Annotated in this window: 17 protein-coding genes; 5 read left to right on the top strand and 12 right to left on the bottom strand. The window is 71.9% G+C overall.

Going from position 1 to position 17,369, the window contains the following annotated elements:
• Positions 1-53: 53 nt before the first annotated feature.
• A complete protein-coding gene (locus tag AC067A_RS36050; RefSeq protein WP_479247631.1) occupies positions 54-1,211 on the bottom strand; it encodes a beta family protein in 1,158 nt (385 codons plus the stop codon).
• A 115-nt stretch (positions 1,212-1,326) separates the two neighbouring features.
• Complete coding sequence (locus AC067A_RS36045; RefSeq protein ID WP_479247629.1) at positions 1,327-2,298, bottom strand: fibronectin type III domain-containing protein; 972 nt, start codon at positions 2,296-2,298, stop codon at positions 1,327-1,329.
• Positions 2,299-2,441: 143 nt separating this feature from the next.
• Between AC067A_RS36045 and AC067A_RS36040 the strand changes: the two genes are divergently transcribed.
• Positions 2,442-3,161 carry a hypothetical protein gene (locus AC067A_RS36040; protein ID WP_479247627.1) on the top strand — a complete coding sequence of 240 codons (720 nt, stop codon included), beginning with the start codon at positions 2,442-2,444 and terminating at the stop codon, positions 3,159-3,161.
• A gap of 16 nt (positions 3,162-3,177) precedes the next feature.
• Here the strand turns inward: AC067A_RS36040 and AC067A_RS36035 are convergent, their stop codons facing one another.
• The 9 genes from AC067A_RS36035 to AC067A_RS35995 form a co-directional block, all read right to left on the bottom strand.
• Positions 3,178-3,993 carry an aspartate/glutamate racemase family protein gene (locus AC067A_RS36035; RefSeq protein WP_479247624.1) on the bottom strand — a complete coding sequence of 272 codons (816 nt, stop codon included), beginning with the start codon at positions 3,991-3,993 and terminating at the stop codon, positions 3,178-3,180.
• 59 nt (positions 3,994-4,052) lie between these two features.
• The gene (locus tag AC067A_RS36030; RefSeq protein ID WP_479247622.1) at positions 4,053-5,501 is read right to left on the bottom strand and encodes a nucleobase:cation symporter-2 family protein; all 1,449 of its coding nucleotides are present in this window, start codon (positions 5,499-5,501) and stop codon (positions 4,053-4,055) included.
• Positions 5,502-5,818: 317 nt separating this feature from the next.
• On the bottom strand, positions 5,819-7,207 hold the full coding sequence (locus AC067A_RS36025) for an 8-oxoguanine deaminase (protein ID WP_479247621.1): 1,389 nt from the start codon (positions 7,205-7,207) through the stop codon (positions 5,819-5,821).
• A 48-nt stretch (positions 7,208-7,255) separates the two neighbouring features.
• Positions 7,256-8,662, bottom strand: a complete 1,407-nt coding sequence (locus AC067A_RS36020) for a nucleobase:cation symporter-2 family protein (RefSeq protein ID WP_479247619.1) — start codon at positions 8,660-8,662, stop codon at positions 7,256-7,258.
• A gap of 70 nt (positions 8,663-8,732) precedes the next feature.
• Positions 8,733-9,656 (bottom strand): factor-independent urate hydroxylase, encoded by a 924-nt coding sequence (pucL, locus tag AC067A_RS36015; protein WP_479247618.1) that lies wholly within the window; start codon positions 9,654-9,656, stop codon positions 8,733-8,735.
• 5 nt (positions 9,657-9,661) lie between these two features.
• Positions 9,662-10,051, bottom strand: a complete 390-nt coding sequence (uraH, locus tag AC067A_RS36010) for a hydroxyisourate hydrolase (RefSeq protein ID WP_384569743.1) — start codon at positions 10,049-10,051, stop codon at positions 9,662-9,664.
• Complete coding sequence (gene uraD / locus AC067A_RS36005) at positions 10,048-10,599, bottom strand: 2-oxo-4-hydroxy-4-carboxy-5-ureidoimidazoline decarboxylase (RefSeq protein WP_479247615.1); 552 nt, start codon at positions 10,597-10,599, stop codon at positions 10,048-10,050. Before uraD ends, uraH begins: the two co-directional genes overlap by 4 nt.
• A 155-nt stretch (positions 10,600-10,754) precedes the next feature.
• Positions 10,755-11,093 carry a helix-turn-helix domain-containing protein gene (locus tag AC067A_RS36000; RefSeq protein WP_479247653.1) on the bottom strand — a complete coding sequence of 113 codons (339 nt, stop codon included), beginning with the start codon at positions 11,091-11,093 and terminating at the stop codon, positions 10,755-10,757.
• A 44-nt stretch (positions 11,094-11,137) separates the two neighbouring features.
• Positions 11,138-11,389, bottom strand: coding sequence for a YkoF family thiamine-binding protein (locus tag AC067A_RS35995; RefSeq protein ID WP_033204009.1), 252 nt, complete (start codon positions 11,387-11,389; stop codon positions 11,138-11,140).
• Between the two features lie 140 nt (positions 11,390-11,529).
• On the opposite strand from AC067A_RS35995, the gene AC067A_RS35990 reads away from it, so the two are divergent.
• The 4 genes from AC067A_RS35990 to AC067A_RS35975 all read left to right on the top strand — a co-directional run bounded on the left by AC067A_RS35990 (position 11,530) and on the right by AC067A_RS35975 (position 16,183).
• Positions 11,530-12,363 (top strand): TIM barrel protein, encoded by an 834-nt coding sequence (locus AC067A_RS35990; RefSeq protein WP_479247613.1) that lies wholly within the window; start codon positions 11,530-11,532, stop codon positions 12,361-12,363.
• A gap of 44 nt (positions 12,364-12,407) precedes the next feature.
• Positions 12,408-13,298 (top strand): 2-hydroxy-3-oxopropionate reductase, encoded by an 891-nt coding sequence (locus AC067A_RS35985; protein ID WP_479247612.1) that lies wholly within the window; start codon positions 12,408-12,410, stop codon positions 13,296-13,298.
• A gap of 187 nt (positions 13,299-13,485) precedes the next feature.
• Complete coding sequence (locus AC067A_RS35980) at positions 13,486-14,943, top strand: catalase (RefSeq protein WP_479247611.1); 1,458 nt, start codon at positions 13,486-13,488, stop codon at positions 14,941-14,943.
• Positions 14,944-15,517: 574 nt separating this feature from the next.
• Positions 15,518-16,183: an HNH endonuclease gene (locus AC067A_RS35975; protein WP_479247609.1), complete on the top strand. Its 666-nt coding sequence runs from the start codon at positions 15,518-15,520 to the stop codon at positions 16,181-16,183.
• Here AC067A_RS35975 and AC067A_RS35970 read toward each other — a convergent pair.
• Positions 16,119-17,342, bottom strand: coding sequence for an MFS transporter (locus AC067A_RS35970; protein WP_479247607.1), 1,224 nt, complete (start codon positions 17,340-17,342; stop codon positions 16,119-16,121). The two genes, AC067A_RS35975 and AC067A_RS35970, sit on opposite strands and share 65 nt — an antisense overlap.
• Between the last annotated feature and the right edge of the window lie 27 nt (positions 17,343-17,369).

The following is a 17,369-nucleotide window of genomic DNA, read 5'->3' as shown; positions in this document are numbered from 1 at the left end:
GCCGGTCCTTCCGGGCGGCAAGCCGCCTCGACCAGGTGTGTCGGCGGGCGCGGTCAGGGGTTCCGGCGGAGTTCGCGGGCCACGTGGGTCAGGTGCTGGAGGTGGCCGGCGCAGATCCAGGCGTCCGGGTGGCCCGTGCCCGCGAGGCCCCTGCCGTCGGCGCAGGCCTGGAGCCAGCGGTCGCCGAGGCTGTACGCCGCTCCCCTGAAGTCGGTGGTGCCGACGATCTCGCGGGCGTGCGCGCGGACGGCGAGGTGGTGGTCGGGTCCGTCGGCGCGTATCCCGCCCACGAGGAAGGTGCGGGCGGTCGTGTAGCGCAGCGCTCCGCGGAAGGGGTCGTCCCCCGTGTCCGAGACCCGGTCGGCGCTCGCCGGATCGTGCGCTCCGTAGTCCCCGTACAGCGGCTGGGGGCCACGGCCGCCGATGGCGTGACGCAGCAGATCGCGAAGGTCCCGGTCGGCCCGTCCGGTCTCGGTGAGGGGGGCTCCGTACCCCTCGGGGTGGGTCCGGGGGAAGGAGCCGGCGAGTACGACGACGGACCGCCAGGGATGGAGCGGCACGAGGAGTTCCAGGGCGCGGAGCGCCCGGTGGAGGGCCGGGTGGTCGGCGCCGTCGACCACCCGGCCCAGGTCAACGAGGAGGTCCAGGGGGCAGCGCGCGAACGCGATCCGGTCCAGGAGGCGGCCGACGCCTTCCGCCCACCGCTCGTCGGCCGCCGTATGCACCGCGCGTACCCGGACGCCGAGCCCGCTGCCGCCCGCGGCCGCCGCTTCGGCGCCGGCCACCTGCTGCCACGCGGGGCGCTCGGCGCCGGTCACCGGCCGCAGCGGCGGCGGGCCCGCCTCGAAGGCGCGGAGCCCGCTCTCCACGTGGCAGGTGTCGACCCATGCGGGGCGGCCGCGCTGGGCCTGCGCTATCCGGGCCAGGGCTCGGCGCATGTGACCGGCGAGGGCGTCGGGGTGGGTGGCCTTGGCCTTGGCCTTGGCCTTGGCGCCGACTTCGGCTTCGGCTTCGCTGTCAGTGCCGGGGTCGGTGTCGGTGTCGGCTGTGGGGTGGCTCGGTACTCGGCCGGGGGTCCGTTCGGGGCCGTGGCGGGGCGGGATGGTCCAGAGCGGTACGAGGGCCGCGCGGACGTCGGGTGTCAGTCCGCCGTACGCGGCGAGCGCGCTCCGCCGGGCGGGCAGCGCGGGTACGTAGATCGGCTCGGTCATCGGCGCCCCCCAGCAACCAGTCCCCTCTCCTGATCGCAGGGTGGGGGGCGGCGGTTGAGCGCGAAAGGGTGCGATTTCGGCCAAACTCAGTGGAGTTGGGGTCCGGCGTTCCTCGTCAGCGCACGACGACCGTTCGCGGTGCCGAGAAGTCGCCCCAGGTGCCGTCGGGGAGTCGGGCGCGGAGGGTGAGGGTGTAACGGGTGCCCGGGGGGTCGGGGACGGGGAAGGTGTAGGTGGCGCGGCCGGGAGGTGGTGTGGTGCCCCAGACGATGGTGGTGGCGAAGCGGCCGTCGAGGTGGAGTTCGTGGTGGGTGACGGGGGCGCCGGTGTCCGGCGGCGTCCAGGTGACGGTGATCTCGCCCTTGGCGGCCGTGGCGGTGAGGTGCCCGGGGGCGGTGTTCGGGGGCGCGCCGGGGGCGGGCGCGGTGGTGAGGTCGGCCGGGGTGCTGTCCGGGGAGGAGTTCTCGGCGGCGTCGCGGGCGCGGACGGTGAACGCGTAGGCGGTGCCGGGGCGCAGGCCGGTGAGACGGGCGGTGGTGGCCGTGCCGGGGACGGTGTGGATGCGGGTGTCGGCCTGGTAGACGTCGTACGCGGTGACCCGGGTGTCGTCGCGGGCGGGGGCCCAGCGGAGGGTGGCGGCGCGGCTGCCGTCGGGGGTGGCACGGAGGGCGGTGGGGGCGCTCGGGGGTGTGCGGTCCTCGGCGGCGGCCGGGAGGGTGGTCGCGGTGACGGGGGCGCTCGGGGGTGAGACGTTGCCGGCGGCGTCGCGGGCGCGGACGGTGAAGGTGTGGCGGGTGGCGGGGGCGAGGCCGACGACGTCGGTCATGAGGGTGGTCGCCGGGAGGTCCCTGACCTTGCGGCCCTCGCGGTAGACCGCGTAGCCGGTCACCGCCCGGTCGTCACCGGCCGCGCTCCACATGACGTGGACGGTGCTCGCGCTGCCCGCGGTCGCGGTGACGCCGACGGGGACGGTGGGGGCCCGGGTGTCCTTCGCCCGGGGTGCGGCGGTGGCGGAGCAGGCGGTGAGCGCGAGCGTCAGGGCGAATCCGAGGGCTGCCAACAGGGCTGCGGCGAGCGGGCGTTGCACGGGCCGGCCTCCGTCCGTCGAAAAGGTCCAGACCTATATCGCACAATCGGCGACACCCCCGCAAGGCCTGCGCCGGAGGGCGTTGTCAGTGGGGTGCGCTTCACTGTGATGGTAACGCTCCGTAATCAAAACTGGGGGGAATCATGACGGACCGTTCGACCTATGTGACCTTCGCCGGGGTACGCCGGCGCGGCTGGACCGACACGATGGTGCGGGACCTGCTCGGCACTCCCGACATGCAGGGGCGCGACCCTCGCCGCTGGTCCCTCACGCCCGTCCGGCTCTACCTCCTGGCCCGGGTGGAGACCGTCGAGCGGACCCCCGAGTTCACCGAGACCTCGGGGTGGTCATCCGCGCGTTCCGCTGCCGCCGCCGCGCACGCCCAGCGGCGACGGGCCGCCGTCCTCACCGCGATCCGCACGGAACCGATCGAGGTGCCCAGGCTCCCCGGCCCCGAACTGGAGCGGCGTGCCGTCCGCCACCGGCACCTCCTCACCGGCCGGAGTCCGGCCGCACGCCATTCGCCCACACCCACGCCCTCGACCTCGCTTCCGCCTTCGCCCTCGACCTCGACCTTGCTTCCGGCTTCGCCCTCACCCACGCCCTCGCCCTCGCCCTCGCCCTCGCCCTCGCCCTCGCCCGAGGCTCCGCCGGGAGCCCCCGCCGGATCCATGGTGCGGTGGCAGGTGAGCTATCTGCGGCACGCCCTCTCGCGGTACGAAGCCCTGCTCGACGGCCTGTACGGCGCGACGGGCCGCGGCGAGGCCGAGCGGTTGCTCCGGCGGCGGCTGTACGAGGCGATCGCCGCCGTGTACCCCGCACTGGCCCACGAGTGCCGTCGCCGCATCGCGGTGGAGCGGTGAGGGGGAGGCCCGGTTCTCAGGCCGTCAGCGTGCGGGTGATCGCGCGGATCGCCGCCGGGATCGGGGCGACGACCGGGATCGCGCAGCGGGTGCGGAGTTCCTCGGCGGCCTCGCCGAGTGGGCCGCCGCCGATGACGACGGCCCGGGCGCCGTCGCGTTCGACGCAGGCGCGGACGGCCCGTTCGAGCCGGTCGAGGAGGAGGGCCGGGTCCGCGGAGAGGCGTTCGGGGGCGCCGGCGGTGAGCCGGAGGCCCGTGTACCGGTCCGCGAGGCCGAGAGCCACCACCCGCGCGTTGATGGCGTCGGCGAGGAGCGGGGTGGTGGTGGCGATGCCGAACGGGGCGCCGCCCGCCGCCGCTTCGGCCAGTGCCGCCTCTCCCAGACCCACCACGGGTACCTCGGTCGCCGCACGGAGCTCGTCGACCCCCGGGTCGCCGAACGCGGCGACGAGGAGCGCGGCGCAGCCGCCCTCGGCCACGGCCCGCAGTCCCTCCGCGAGGACCTCGGGGGCCGCGGCCCGCAGCGCGGCCGGGTCGGTGAGCATGCCGGGACCACGGGAGACGGTGACGCCGCGCACGGAAAGGGCGCGGGCCGGCAGGGCGGGGGCGGAGCCCGGGCAGGCGGGGGTGGAGCCCGGGCAGGCGGGGGTGGAGCCCGGGCAGGCGCCGGCCGGCAGGGCGGGGGCGGAGCCGGGGTGGGCGCGCGCGGCCGGGGAGGGGTGGGGGCACGTGCGGACGGCGGGGGTGAGGTGGGCGGTGGCGAGGGTGCGGCGGGCGATGGCGGTCATCGTCGCGGTCGTGGTGGTGGAGGTGTTGGGGTTGACGAGCACCACGGCCCCGGGCCCCGCGGCGTGCGCGGGGACCGGGGCGGGCGGTGGGGTGAGCGGCGGGTTCAGTGGACGTGCGCCGCCTTCACGGTGTGGTGGCCGGAGATCTCCTCGCCCGGCTCCATGGGGGCGGTGACGTCGTCGTCGTCACGTCGGCGGCCGAGGTGGTTGAAGACCACGTTGAGCAGGACGGCCGCGACGCAGCCCGTGGAGATGCCGGAGTCCAGGATGATCTGGGCGGTCTCGGGGAAGGCGTGGTAGAAGTCCGGCTTGGTGATCGGGATGATGCCGACGGCCAGGGAGACGGCCACGATCAGCACGTTGTTGTCCTTCTCCAGGCCCGCCTTGACCAGGGTCTGGATGCCGCTGGCGGCGACCGAGCCGAAGAGGACGACGCCCGCGCCGCCGAGGACGGGCCTGGGGACGACCGAGATCAGCGAGGCGGCGACCGGGGAGAGGCCCATCAGGACGAGGAAGCCGCCGCCGCAGGCGACGACGAAGCGGCTGCGGATCCGGGTCATGGCGACCAGGCCGATGTTCTGGGCGAAGGCGCTGCACATGAAGCCGTTGAACAGGGGGCTGATCGCGGAGCCGAGGGTGTCGGCGCGCAGTCCGGCCGCGATGGTCTTCTCGTCGGCGGGCCGGTCGACGATCTCGCCGAGGGCCAGCATGTCGGCGGTGGACTCGGTCATGGAGACCAGCATGACCACGCACATGGAGATGATCGCGGCGAGCGCGAACTGCGGGGCGCCGAAGTGGAAGGGGGACGGGAAGCCGACGATGTCCGCCTCGGTGACGGGGCTGAAGTCGGTGACGCCGAAGGGTATGGCGATCAGGGTGCCGATGACGAGGCCGACCAGGACGGCGATCTGCTTGACGAAGCCGCGGGTGAAGCGGCGCAGCAGCAGGACCACGACGAGCGTGATGCCGGCGAGGGAGAGGTAGGTCGTCGAACCGTAGTCCTCGGCCTTCGGGTTGGGCCCCTGGGCCCAGCCGAACGCGACGGGGAGGAGGGAGACGCCGATCAGGGTGATCACGGTGCCGGTGACGACCGGCGGGAAGAAGCGCACGAGCCGGGAGAACCACGGTGCGGCGAGGAAGCCGAGGAGTCCGGCGACGATGATCGCGCCGAAGATGACGGGGAGCGCGTCGGCCTTGTTCTCGGTGGTGTCGACGATCGCGAGCATCGGTGCGACGCCGGCGAAGGTGACGCCGTTGACGAACGGCAGCCGGGCGCCGATCTTCCAGACGCCGAGGGTCTGGAGGAAGGTGGCGAGGCCGGCGGTGAAGAGGCTGGCGCCGGTGAGGAAGGTGAGTTCGGTGCCGGAGAGGCCGACGGCCGCTCCGACGATCAGGGGCGGGGCGACGACGCCCGCGTACATGGCGGCGACGTGCTGGAGGCCGCTGGTGAGCATCTTGAGTGGGGGCAGCGTCTCGTCGACCGGATGCTTCTCACGGTCTTCGGGGGCGGAGCCTGCGTCTGGTGCATTGCGAACCTGGGGCTTGGCGGCCACGGCGGTTCCTCCGGTCGGTTACACGTCGGCGGTGACGCGGGGTTCAGGGAGGTGGTGCGATGCGGTGCGAGGTGCAGGAGGTGCGGCTCGTTGCGGGGAGGTGCGGGTGGGGCGGGTGGGGCGGGTGGGGCAGGTGTGCCGCGGAGGGGGTGCGGCGGGAGGACGGGGCCCGGTGGGGGTGCGGGCACGCTTCACCGTCCCGGGGGTGCCGTACGTCTTCTTCGTACGGCACCCCCGGTCAGGCTGCCGCGGACCCCGCTCGGGTCCGCGGCGACCGACCGAGGGCCGTCCCCCCCGGTCGGACTCCGTGGGGAGGGTCAGCCCTGGGCCGTGATGCGGGCCAGGCGCTGGGCCTCCGCGCGCGCGTCGCGCGCGATCTGCTCCTCGTCGGCGAACAGCAGTCGGTTGTTCTCGACGATCTGCTTGCCGTTGACGAAGGAGGCGGTGACGGGGGCCGCCGCGCCGAAGACGACGGCGGTGACCGGGTCGGCGATCGAGGAGTGGCCGAGGCCGTCGATCTTCCAGAGGACGAAGTCGGCGAGCTTGCCGGCTTCGAGGGAGCCGATGTTGTCGGCGCGGCCGAGGACCTGCGCGCCGCCGTAGGTGCCGAGGCGGAGGGCCTGGCGGGCGTTGAGCGCGGCCTCGCGGTGGGCGCCGAGACGGTTGATGAGGAGGGCGTTGCGCAGCTCGGTGTGGAGCTCGCCGGACTCGTTGGAGGCGGTGCCGTCGACGCCGAGGCCGACGGGTACGCCCGCCTTGAGCATGTCCGGTACGCGGGCGATGCCGGCGGCGAGGCGCGCGTTGGAGGAGGGACAGTGCGCCACGCCGGTGCCGGTGCGGGCGAAGGCGGCGATGTCGGAGTCGTTCATGTGGACGCAGTGCGCCATCCACACGTCCTCGCCGAGGAAGCCGGTGGACTCGAAGTAGTCCGTCGGCCCCATGCCGAAGAGCTCGTGGCAGAACTTCTCCTCCTCCACGGTCTCCGAGCCGTGGGTGTGCATCCGCACCCCGAGCCGGCGGGCCAGCTCGGCACCCTGCTTGAGCAGCTGGGTCGAGATGGAGAACGGGGAGCAGGGGGCGACGGCGACCTGCGTCATCGCGTCGAAGGAGGCGTCGTGGAACTTCTTCACCGTCTCCTCGGTCGCGGCGAGCGCGCCCTCGGTGGTCTCGACCGCGAAGTCCGGCGGCAGGAAGCCGTCCTTCTCGCTCATGTCCATCGAGCCGCGGGCGAGGGTGAAGCGGACGCCCATGTCGGAGGCGGCGCCGATGATGGCGCCGGACAGGTCGCCGGAGTTCTTGGGGTAGACGTAGTGGTGGTCCATGGCGGTGGTGACACCACCGCGGGCCATCATCGCCAGGGAGCCCTGGGCGGCGACGCGGACCATCGACTCGTCGATGCGCGACCAGGTCGGGTAGAGCGCGACCAGCCAGTTGAAGAGGTTGTGGTCGGTGGCCAGACCCCGGGTGATCCACTGGTAGAAGTGGTGGTGGGTGTTGACCAGACCGGGCGTCACCAGATGGCCGGTGGCGTCGATCCGGCGGACCACGTTCTCCAGGCCGTCGGGCGCCTTGCCGGCGCCGATGGACTCGATCCTGTTGTCGGCGACGACGAGGTGGCCGGAGGCGTACTCGGTGTCGTTCGCGTCGACGGTCGCGATCGCCGCGTTCTCGATGACGATGCGCTGGGCTGCCGAAGGTGCTGCCATGGCGGTGCTTCCTTCATTCCTCGGGGATGGTTCGGGCACGGCAGGACCCTAGGAGGATTTGAGTGCCGGAGCGGTGTGACGGCTCCGGGTGCCGAGATGGTGGAAGAACAGGTTGAGCAGGACGGCGACGAGCGCGCCCGCGCTGATGCCGGAGCCGAGCACGGTCTGCGCCCAGGCCGGGAAGCCGGCGTAGAAGGTGGGAGCGGCGAGCGGGATGATGCCCGCTCCGAGCGCGACGGCCACCAGGATGATGTTGGAGCTGTCGTCGAGTCCGGCTTCCGACAGGGTGCGGATGCCGCTGACGGCGATCGAGCCGAAGAGGACGATGCCGGCGCCGCCGAGGACGGGCATCGGGACCGTCGAGACGACCGCGCCGAGGACCGGGAAGGCGCCGAGGACGATCAGGGCGCCGCCCGCGACGGCGACGACGTACCGGGAGCGGACCCTGGTCAGCGAGACGACGCCGACGTTCTGGGCGAAGGCCGAGGTGGGGAAGCCGCCGAAGACGGGGCCGAGCAGGGTGGCAATGCCGTCGGTGCGCAGGCCGCGGGTGATGGTCTTCCCGTCGCTGCGGCGCTCGCAGATCTCGCCGAGGGCGAGCATGCCGGCACTGGACTCGGTCATGAGGACCAGCATCACGATGCAGAGCGAGAGGATCGCGGCGGGCTGGAACTCGGGGGCGCCGAAGGCGAAGGGCGCGGGCAGGGCCGCGACGGGTGCCTCGCGCAGGGCTCCGAAGTCCGCCATGCCGAAGGGGACGGCCGCGAGGGTGCCGATGAGGAGGCCGAGCAGGAGGGCGATCTGCTTGACGAAGCCCTTGCCGAAGCGCTGGAAGAGCAGGATGACGACGAGGGTGAATCCGGCGAGGGCCAGGTGCCTCATGGCGCCGAAGTCGGCGGCGGTCTTGTCGCCGCCCTGGGCCCAGCCGACGGGCACGGGCATCAGGGTGACCCCGATGAGGGTGATGACGACGCCGGTGACGAGGGGCGGGAAGAAGCGCAGGAGTTTGCCGAAGAAGGGTCCGACGGCGAGGCAGAAGACGCCGGCGACCATCACCGCGCCGTAGATGGCGGGAAGTCGGTGTCCCGGGGCGCTGGTCTCGGCGATGGCGAGCATCGGGGCGATGCCGGCGGAGGAGGCGGCGTTGACGAACGGGAGCCGGTTGCCGGCGAGGTGCCGGATGCCGAGGGTCTGCAGGATGGTGGCGCAGCCGGCGATGAGCAGGCTCGCCGCGATGAGCCGGGTCATTCCGGCGGCGTCGAGGCCGACGGCCTGGCCGATGATCAGCGGAGGGGTGACGACGCCCGCGTACATGGCGGCGATGTGCTGGAGTGCCGCGGGAACGAGCCGCGAGACGGGGAGCTTTTCGTCCACCGGATGGACCTGGTGGGTGGTGTCCGGCGGGGTGGAACACGGGCCTTCGGCGGATGCCGGCCCCATTGCAGGCTGTGCCATGGAGGTTCCCTCCGGTCTGGTGCGGGCCCCGCCCGACTGCGGGCGGGCGGGGCCGTCACTCAGATGCCGCTTAGAGGTTGGTCATGTCGACCGGGATCAGCGCCGTGGCTCCGTCGCGGAGGACGGTGGCCTCGATGAGGCCGTACATGCGGTCGGCGGCGTAGTAGACCTCGTTGTCGTTCTTGAGGCCGAAGGGCTCGAGGTCGACCAGGAAGTGGTGCTTGTTCGGGAGCGAGAAGCGGACCTCGTCGATCTCCGAGCGGTGGTTGATGATGCGGGTGGCCATCTGGTAGAGCGTCTGCTGGAGGGAGTACGAGTACGTCTCCGAGAAGGCCTCGAGCATGTGCTTCCTGGTCTGCTCGTAGGACCGCTCCCAGTTGGGCATGCGCTGGTCGTCGTCGGTCCAGTTGAACCGCCAGCGGGCCGAGACCTGCGTGGCCAGGATGCGGTCGTACGCCTCCTGGAGGGTGGTGTACCGGTCCTTGATGTATCCCCAGAACTCCGAGTTGGTGGAGTTCATGACGACGAGGTCCTTGAGGCCGGAGATGACCTCCCACTTCTCGCCGTCGTAGGTGATCTGGGTGACGCGGGTCTCCTGGCCCTTGCGGGCGAAGGAGTGGTTGACCTCGTCGGCGCCGATGAACTTGGAGTTGGCGTCGGAGGGGGCGATGCGCTCCCAGGCGTACTCCTCGATCCGGATGCGCGCCTTCTTGATCGGCTCCTGGCTCGTCACGAAGTGGCGGGCGAGGTGGATGCCGAACTGCTCGGCGGACTCGATGCCGTGTTCCTTGGCGAACGCGAAGACGGTGTTCTTCGTCGTGTCGGTGGGGAGGCAGTGGGCGTTCGAGCCGGTGAGGTGGACGTCGTCGAGGTCGCCGGAGAGGGCGACGGAGACGTTCAGGTCCTTGATGTGGTGGGTGGCGCCGTCCCGCGTGATCTTGACGACGCGGTTCTCTGCTTTGCCGTACTGGTTCTGGCCGAGAATCGTGGGCATGTCTGCTAGCTCCCTCGGTAAACGGAGTAGCCGAACGGGTTGAGCAGCAGCGGTACGTGGTAGTGCTCGCCCGGCTTGACGGCGAACGTGATCGCCACCTCCGGGAAGAACGCACCGCTGTCCCTTACGCGGGGGGCGTCCTGCTGCGCCTCGGCTTGCTTCTTGGCGAAGTACGTCTCGGTCTCGAAGTCGAGACGTACGTGGGTGGTTTCTTCCGGCAGCGCCGGCAGGTCCTTGCAGCGCCCGTCCGCGTCGGTGGCGGAGCCGCCGAGCGCGACCCATTCCGCGTCGGAGCCGCTGCGGGCCGCGAGCGTGATGGCCACGCCCTCGGCCGGGCGGCCGATGCTGGTGTCCAGGATGTGCGTGGACACCGAGGCGGTGGTGTCGGTGCTCATGCGGAGCTCTCTTCCTCGGAGGTCTCGGGGGTCTCGGGGGTCTCGGGGGACTCCACGAGACGGGTCAGCCGGATGCGGTTGATCTTGCCCAGTTCGGTGCGGACGATCTCCCGCTCCCGCTCGGGCGAGTTTCCGATCCGCTCGCGGACCGCGTCGCGCATCTGCTCGCCGGTCCTGCCGGTGGCGCAGATGAGGAAGACATGACCGAACTTGTCCTGGTAGGCCAGGTTGAGTTCGAGCATCTCGGCCTTGAGCTCCGCGGAGGCGCCGGCCATCCCGCTCTGCTCGCGGGAGGAGGTCGGGTCCCCTTCCTTCGGACGACCGATCGGCGGGTGGCCCGCCATCGCGTCGGCCAGGTCCTCGGCGGTCAGCTCGGCCATGGCGGCGTCGCTGGCGAGGAAGAGGGCTTCGGCGGTGGCGTACGGGCGCTGGGCGAGGAGCTTGCTCCCCCACGCCGAACTGGAGCACACCTCGTGGAGCGCGGCGACGGCCTCGCTGTCCGCCGAGGTGTTGAACCGGGCGAGGCCCGGTGTCGTTCCTGAAGTCACGGGAAGCCTCCGTGGCTGTTTTTCGCTGTGCGTCGGACGGGCTGCGGATAGCTAACGCCCTCCGCAACACAACGTCAACACTTTGTTGAAAACTCGGCCACACAAAAGCCGCCGTCCCGACATCCGGACGACGGCTTGTGGCCAGAGATGATCAACTAGTCGTTCTTGGCGGCCTTTTCCCTGTTCAGGGCGGTCTCCCTGTTGAGGTAGTTGTACACGGTGAACCGGCTGACACCCAGTGCCCCGGCCACCGTCTCCACCCCATGGCGTACGGAGAAGGCGCCTCGTGCCTCCAGGAGGCGGACGACCTCCTGCTTGGCCTTGCGGTCGAGTTCGGCCAGTGGCATCCCGTGCCGCCGCTCCATCGCCGCGAGGATGTGGTCGAGGGAGTCGGACAGCTGCGGCAGCCGTACGGCGAGGACGTCCTCGCCCTCCCAGGACAGGACGACGTCGTCGGCCTCCGCCTGCGCGGGGCCGAGCAGCTCGGCACCCATGGCGTCCACCAGGGGCTTCACCGCCGCCACCAAGGGGTGCTCGCTCACTTCTCCCCCTCGCCGATCACGTTGACCTGGAGCGAGACGCGGGTGGCACCGGCCGCGAGCGACTTGCGCAGCAGCGAGTCGACCGCGGTGAGCACCGCGTCGGCGCCGCCTTCCGCCGTGTTGCCGAAGGGGCCGACGTCGACCGCGTCCAGTTCGGCCGACTGGATGACCTCACGGGCCACGACCGCATGCGCCGGCGCCTCGTCGAGGTCGAACGGCTCGGTCGTGAACTCCACTCTCAAACGCACCATGGCCCCAAACTACGGCCCCGATCCGGCCGACGGCAGCCCCGGACCTGCGGGGACCTCTTGACAAGTGCGGCAACCCCCTTGCAACATTCCGTCAGACAGAAACTTACTTCCGCAATACGGAAGGAGCGCCGCCCCTCATGGGATACACGGACCAGCGCTTCGATGTGAACCTGTCGATCCTCTTCACGGAACTCCCGCTCCTGGAGCGCCCCGCGGCCGCCGCCGCGGCGGGCTTCACCGCGGTCGAGCTGTGGTGGCCCTGGATCGACACCGCCACCCCCGAGCAGAGCGAGCTCGACGCCCTCAAGAAAGCCCTCGAGGACGCCGGCACCCAGCTGGTGGGCCTGAACTTCTACGCCGGGCAGCTCCCCGGCCCGGACCGCGGAGCCCTCTCCGTACCCGGGGAGGAGTCGGACCGCTTCCGCGCCAACATCGAGGTGGCCGCCGACTTCGCCGCCTCGGTGGGCTGCAAGGCGCTGAACGCGCTCTACGGCAACCGCGTCGAGGGCGTCGACCCGCAGATCCAGGACACCCTCGCCCTGGAGAACCTGGTCCTGGCCGCCCGCGCGGCCGACCGGATCGGCGCGATCCTCCTCGTCGAGACCCTCAACAAGCCGGAGTCGCCGCTCTACCCGCTGGTGAGCGCCCCCTCCGCGATCGAGGTCGTCGACAAGGTCAACGCGGCCACCGGCCTCGGCAACGCCAAGTTCCTCCTCGACATCTACCACCTGTCGATGAACGGCGAGGACGTCGGCCGGGTCATCGCGGAGTACGCGGCCAAGACCGGTCACGTCCAGATCGCGGACAACCCGGGCCGCGGCGCGCCGGGCACCGGCGACCTGCCGCTCGAGCAGCTCCTCGACGAGCTGAGGAAGGCCGGTTACGACGGCTGGGTCGGCCTGGAGTACAAGGCCGCCGACGCCGCCGCGTCCTTCGAGTGGCTGCCCGCCGAGGCCCGCCCGGCTCGCTGACGCAGGCCCCCTCCCCGTATCACCTTGTTTTGAGAGGCACCCTCATGAGCAACCTCCCCAAGATCGCGTGGATCGGTCTCGGCATCATGGGCTCCCCCATGTCCGAGAACCTCCTGAAGGCCGGCTACCCGGTCACCGGCTTCACGCTGGAGCAGGACAAGCTGGACCGGCTGGCCAAGGCCGGCGGCACCTCCGCCGCGTCGATCGCCGAGGCCGTCAAGGACGCCGACGTCATCATCACGATGGTGCCCGCCTCCCCGCAGGTCGAGGCCATCTCCTACGGCCCCGAGGGCATCCTGGAGAACGCGAAGCGGGGCGCGCTGATCGTCGACATGTCGTCGATCACCCCGCAGACCTCGGTGGACCTCGCCAGGAACGCCGCCGAGAAGGGCATCCGCGTCATCGACGCCCCGGTGTCCGGCGGCGAGGCCGGCGCGATCGAGGCCGTGCTCTCGATCATGGTCGGCGGCGAGCAGGCCGACTTCGACGAGGCCCTCCCGATCCTGGAGGCCCTCGGCAAGACCATCGTGCTCTGCGGCCCGCACGGCTCCGGCCAGACGGTGAAGGCCGCCAACCAGCTGATCGTCGCGGTCAACATCCAGGCGTGCGCCGAGGCCGTCGTCTTCCTCGAGAAGTCCGGCGTGAACCTCCAGGCCGCCCTGGACGTCCTCAACGGCGGTCTGGCCGGCTCGACCGTGCTGACCCGCAAGAAGGACAACTTCCTGAACCGGGACTTCAAGCCCGGCTTCCGGATCGACCTGCACCACAAGGACATGGGCATCGTCACCGACGCCGCCCGCAACGTCGGTGCGGCCCTCCCGGTCGGCGCCGTCGTCGCCCAGCTCGTCGCCTCCCTGCGTGCGCAGGGCGACGGCGGCCTGGACCACTCGGCCCTGCTGCGCGCCGTCGAGCGCCTCTCCGGCAGCCAGGTCTGACCCACCCGCCCCGTACCGGGGCCCCTGATTTCCGGTCGGCGGCGGCGCTGACACCTGTCCTGTCGCGCCCAAGGCGTCGCCGCCGACCGGAACACCACACCTCCTTTTCAACAAACTGTTGACGTTGCGTTCGAGCCGAACCTACGCTCCTCGAACCGTCAGCAGAGCTCCCGTACGGAAGGTCACGATGTCGAAGCGCGTGCTTACGACCGAGTCCGGCGCCCCCGTCGCCGACAACCAGAACTCCGCCACCGCCGGCGTCGGTGGCCCGATCCTCCTGCAGGACCAGCACCTGCTGGAGAAGCTCGCGCGCTTCAACCGTGAGCGGATCCCGGAGCGCGTGGTGCACGCCCGCGGCTCCGGCGCGTACGGCTTCTTCGAGGTGACCGACGACGTCACCGGCTTCACGAAGGCCGCGTTCCTCTCCGAGGTCGGCAAGAAGACCGAGACGTTCATCCGCTTCTCCACCGTGGCCGACTCGCTCGGCGGCGCCGACGCGGTCCGCGACCCCCGCGGCTTCGCGCTGAAGTTCTACACCGAAGAGGGCAACTACGACCTCGTCGGCAACAACACCCCGGTGTTCTTCATCAAGGACCCGATCAAGTTCCCCGACTTCATCCACTCCCAGAAGCGCGACCCCTTCACGGGCAAGCAGGAGCCGGACAACGTCTGGGACTTCTGGGCGCACTCCCCCGAGGCGACCCACCAGATCACCTGGCTCATGGGCGACCGCGGCATCCCGGCCTCCTACCGCCACATGAACGGCTACGGCTCCCACACCTACCAGTGGACCAACGAGGCGGGCGAGGCCTTCTTCGTCAAGTACCACTTCAAGACGAACCAGGGCATCCGCAGCCTCTCCGCCGACCAGGCCGCCGAGCTCGTCGGCAAGGACGCGAACTCGCACCAGACCGACCTGCTCCAGGCCATCGAGCGCGGTGTGAACCCCTCGTGGACCCTGTACGTCCAGGTCATGCCGGCCGCCGAGGCCGCGGAGTACCGCTTCAACCCCTTCGACCTCACCAAGGTGTGGCCGCACGGCGACTACCCGCTCCAGCGGGTGGGCCGCCTGGTCCTCGACCGCAACCCGGAGAACGTCTTCGCCGAGGTCGAGCAGGCCGCGTTCTCCCCGAACAACTTCGTCCCGGGCATCGGCCCCTCGCCGGACAAGATGCTCCAGGGCCGCCTCTTCGCCTACGCGGACGCCCACCGCTACCGTCTCGGCGTGAACCACACCCTGCTGCCGGTGAACGCCCCCAAGGCGACCACCGCCCAGAACTACGGCCGGGACGGCTTCATGGCCACCCGCAACGGTTCGCGCCACGACAAGAACTACGAGCCCAACTCGTACCAGGGCCCGGCCCAGACCGACGCCGCGCTCTCCGCGCCGCTCGCGATCCACGGCTGGACCGGCACCCACGAGGCGCCCGCCCACGTCAAGGACGACGACTTCTTCCAGGCCGGCGAGCTGTACCGCCTGATGTCCGAGGACGAGAAGGGCCGTCTGGTCGCCAACATCGCCGGCGGTCTGTCCCAGGTGTCCCGCGAGGACGTCATCGAGAAGAACCTCGCGCACTTCGCCGCCGCCGACGCGGACTACGGCAAGCGCGTGGCCGAGGCCGTCCGCGCCCTGCGCGAGGACTGATCCCGAAGAACACCCATACTGCGTACGGCACCTGACGGGAGGTCAGTGCCGTACGCGGTCCGGATCGCCGGCCCGGATGAGGGGTGGCCGGCGGACCGGACAAGCGTGAGGACCGCGGCGGCGTCGAGCCAGTGCGGTGGTAAGGGCGCCAGGCCCCCTTCTTGACCTGAAAGAAGGGACCGGCCGGCGCGCCCGTCGGCACCGCCGCGGTCCCAACGCCCCACCCCGCCCCCTCGGGGGCCGGGCGCACCCCACGACAGGTGCACCCCACAGCAGGTGCATCCCAAGCCACCGCCCGGCGGCGCGAACGTCCTGTCGCGCCAGCCTCGTGCCGTCGGGCGGTCACCAGGCGGAGAGCGCGGAACCAGGTTTACGGTCCCTGGTTCCGCGCTCTTCTCCGTTTTACGGTCCCTGGTTCCGCGCTCTTCTCCGTTCCACGGTCCCTGGTTCCGCGCTCCGCCGCGTCCGCGGCGCCGCAGCGCATCGTTTCTGCGGTGAAGATCCGCACCCGCTCGGACGAGCGCACCGCGAGCCGGGTCCGCGGCGCCCCGGTGCCGGGGTTATCCACTCGTGCATGATCAAGAATCTGGTGCGGGGCCTCGCCCCGCTCGCGCTGATCCTTTCCCCCCTGGCCGCCCCCTCCCCCGCCCTCTCCGCGAACGTGGTCCTGCTGCCCGACGCGCTCGCCGCGCTCAGCGAGGCGTCCGAGGACCCGGACGGGTACAAGGAGTCCGCGTTCCGCCACTGGAACGAGGGCCTGGACCCCGCGGACGACTGCGACACCCGCTCCGAGGTGCTGCTCGCGGAAGCCGTCGACGCGCCGCGGGCAGGGGCGGACTGCGCCCTCACCGGCGGCCGCTGGACCTCGTACTACGACGGCCAGAACGTCACCGACCCGGCCGCGCTCCGCGTCGACCACCTCGTCCCGCTGCGGGAGGCCTGGGAGTCGGGGGCGTCCGGATGGACCGCGGCGCGGCGCGAGCAGTACGCCAACGACCAGGGCGCGGCCGCGACCCTCGTCGCCGTCACGGCCCGCAGCCGGCGGGACAAGGCGGGCCGCGACCCGGCCGAGTGGGTGCCGTCGGACTCCGGACGGTACTGCCGTTACGTCGGCGAGTGGGTGGCCACCAAACTGCGCTGGGGCCTGTCCGCCGACAAGGACGAGGTGGAGGCGCTCAAGCTGTTCGCCGACGGCCCCTGCGAGGAGACGGTCGTGCTGCGCTCGACGGCGCCCCGGTAGCCCCCGCCCCGCGCTCGGCCCGGGCCAGGCCGGACGTCACGGCGAGCGAGGCGGCGGCGAGGACCACCATCGCCGTGCGCGGTGACGTGCACTGGGCCAGGGTGCCGGCCAGCGCGGCGCTCACCCCCTGGAGGGCGAGCATCCCCGAGCTGTGCAGCCCGAGGGCGTGACCGCTCAGCTCCTCGGGCACCAGCTCCATCAGCCGTTCCTGGTGCAGCAGGCTCGCCCCGTAACCGACCGCCGACACGGTCACGGCGGCGACCGCGAGCGGCGGCCCCGGATCGAGGGCGAAGAGCAGGAACGGGGCGGCGAGCAGCGCCTGGAGCGGGAAGCGGATCCGGGCCCGCAGCCGCGCCGGTACGAAGCGGCCGACGGCGGTGTCCCCGGCCAGCATCCCGAGCGCGCCGCACGCGAAGAGCAGTCCGGCGCGCTCGGGGGCGTACGGCACGAACAGCGACTCGCAGCCGACGACCAGCCCGTTCGGCACCCAGAGGGCGAGGTAGGTCCGGCGGCGGGCGGGTGAGGACCACAGCAGCGCGTTGCTCCGCCGGGTCTCGGCGACCGAGGCCCGGCCGTCCGCCCGGGGCGGGCGTGCCCCGAGGCCGAGGCGGGCGACGACGGCGGCCGCGAGGTACGTCCCCGCGCCGGCGAGGACCGCGCCGCGCGGCGAGAGCAGGGCGACGAGGAGGCCGCCGGCGGCGAAGCCGCCGATCTGGCAGACGCCGGCGGCCATGTTCGTCACCGACCGCCCGAGCAGGTACTCCTCGCGCGGGAGGATCTCGGTCAGGAGCCCGTGGCGCACGCCTCCGCCCAGCGACGCCGCGAGACCCTCGGCGAGCAGGACCGCGCAGACCGCCCACGCGGGCAGCCCGGGGATCGCCAGGACGCCCGTGGCCAGGGCGAAGAACAGGGCGACGCCGGAGAGCGCGGCGCGTGGCGGCAGCCGGTCGGCGGCGGAGAGCAGGGTGGTCGCGCCGACGAGCTGGGCGAGCGAGGGCCCGAAGAGCGCGAGGGCGGACAGCAACGGCGAGCCGGTCGCACGGAAGACGAGCGTGGCGAGCCCGAGTCCCGCGACGGTCTGCGCGGCCGTCTGCGCCGCGCCGGCGAGGAAGAGCGGGGTGAATTCGGGGGTGCGGAAGAGGGTGCGGTAGCGGGGCATGCGGGCAGTCTCGGGGTGGGCCCGCCG

Source organism: Streptomyces sp. NPDC043176 (assembly GCF_056436715.1).
This window is presented reverse-complemented; position numbering and strand designations above follow the sequence as displayed.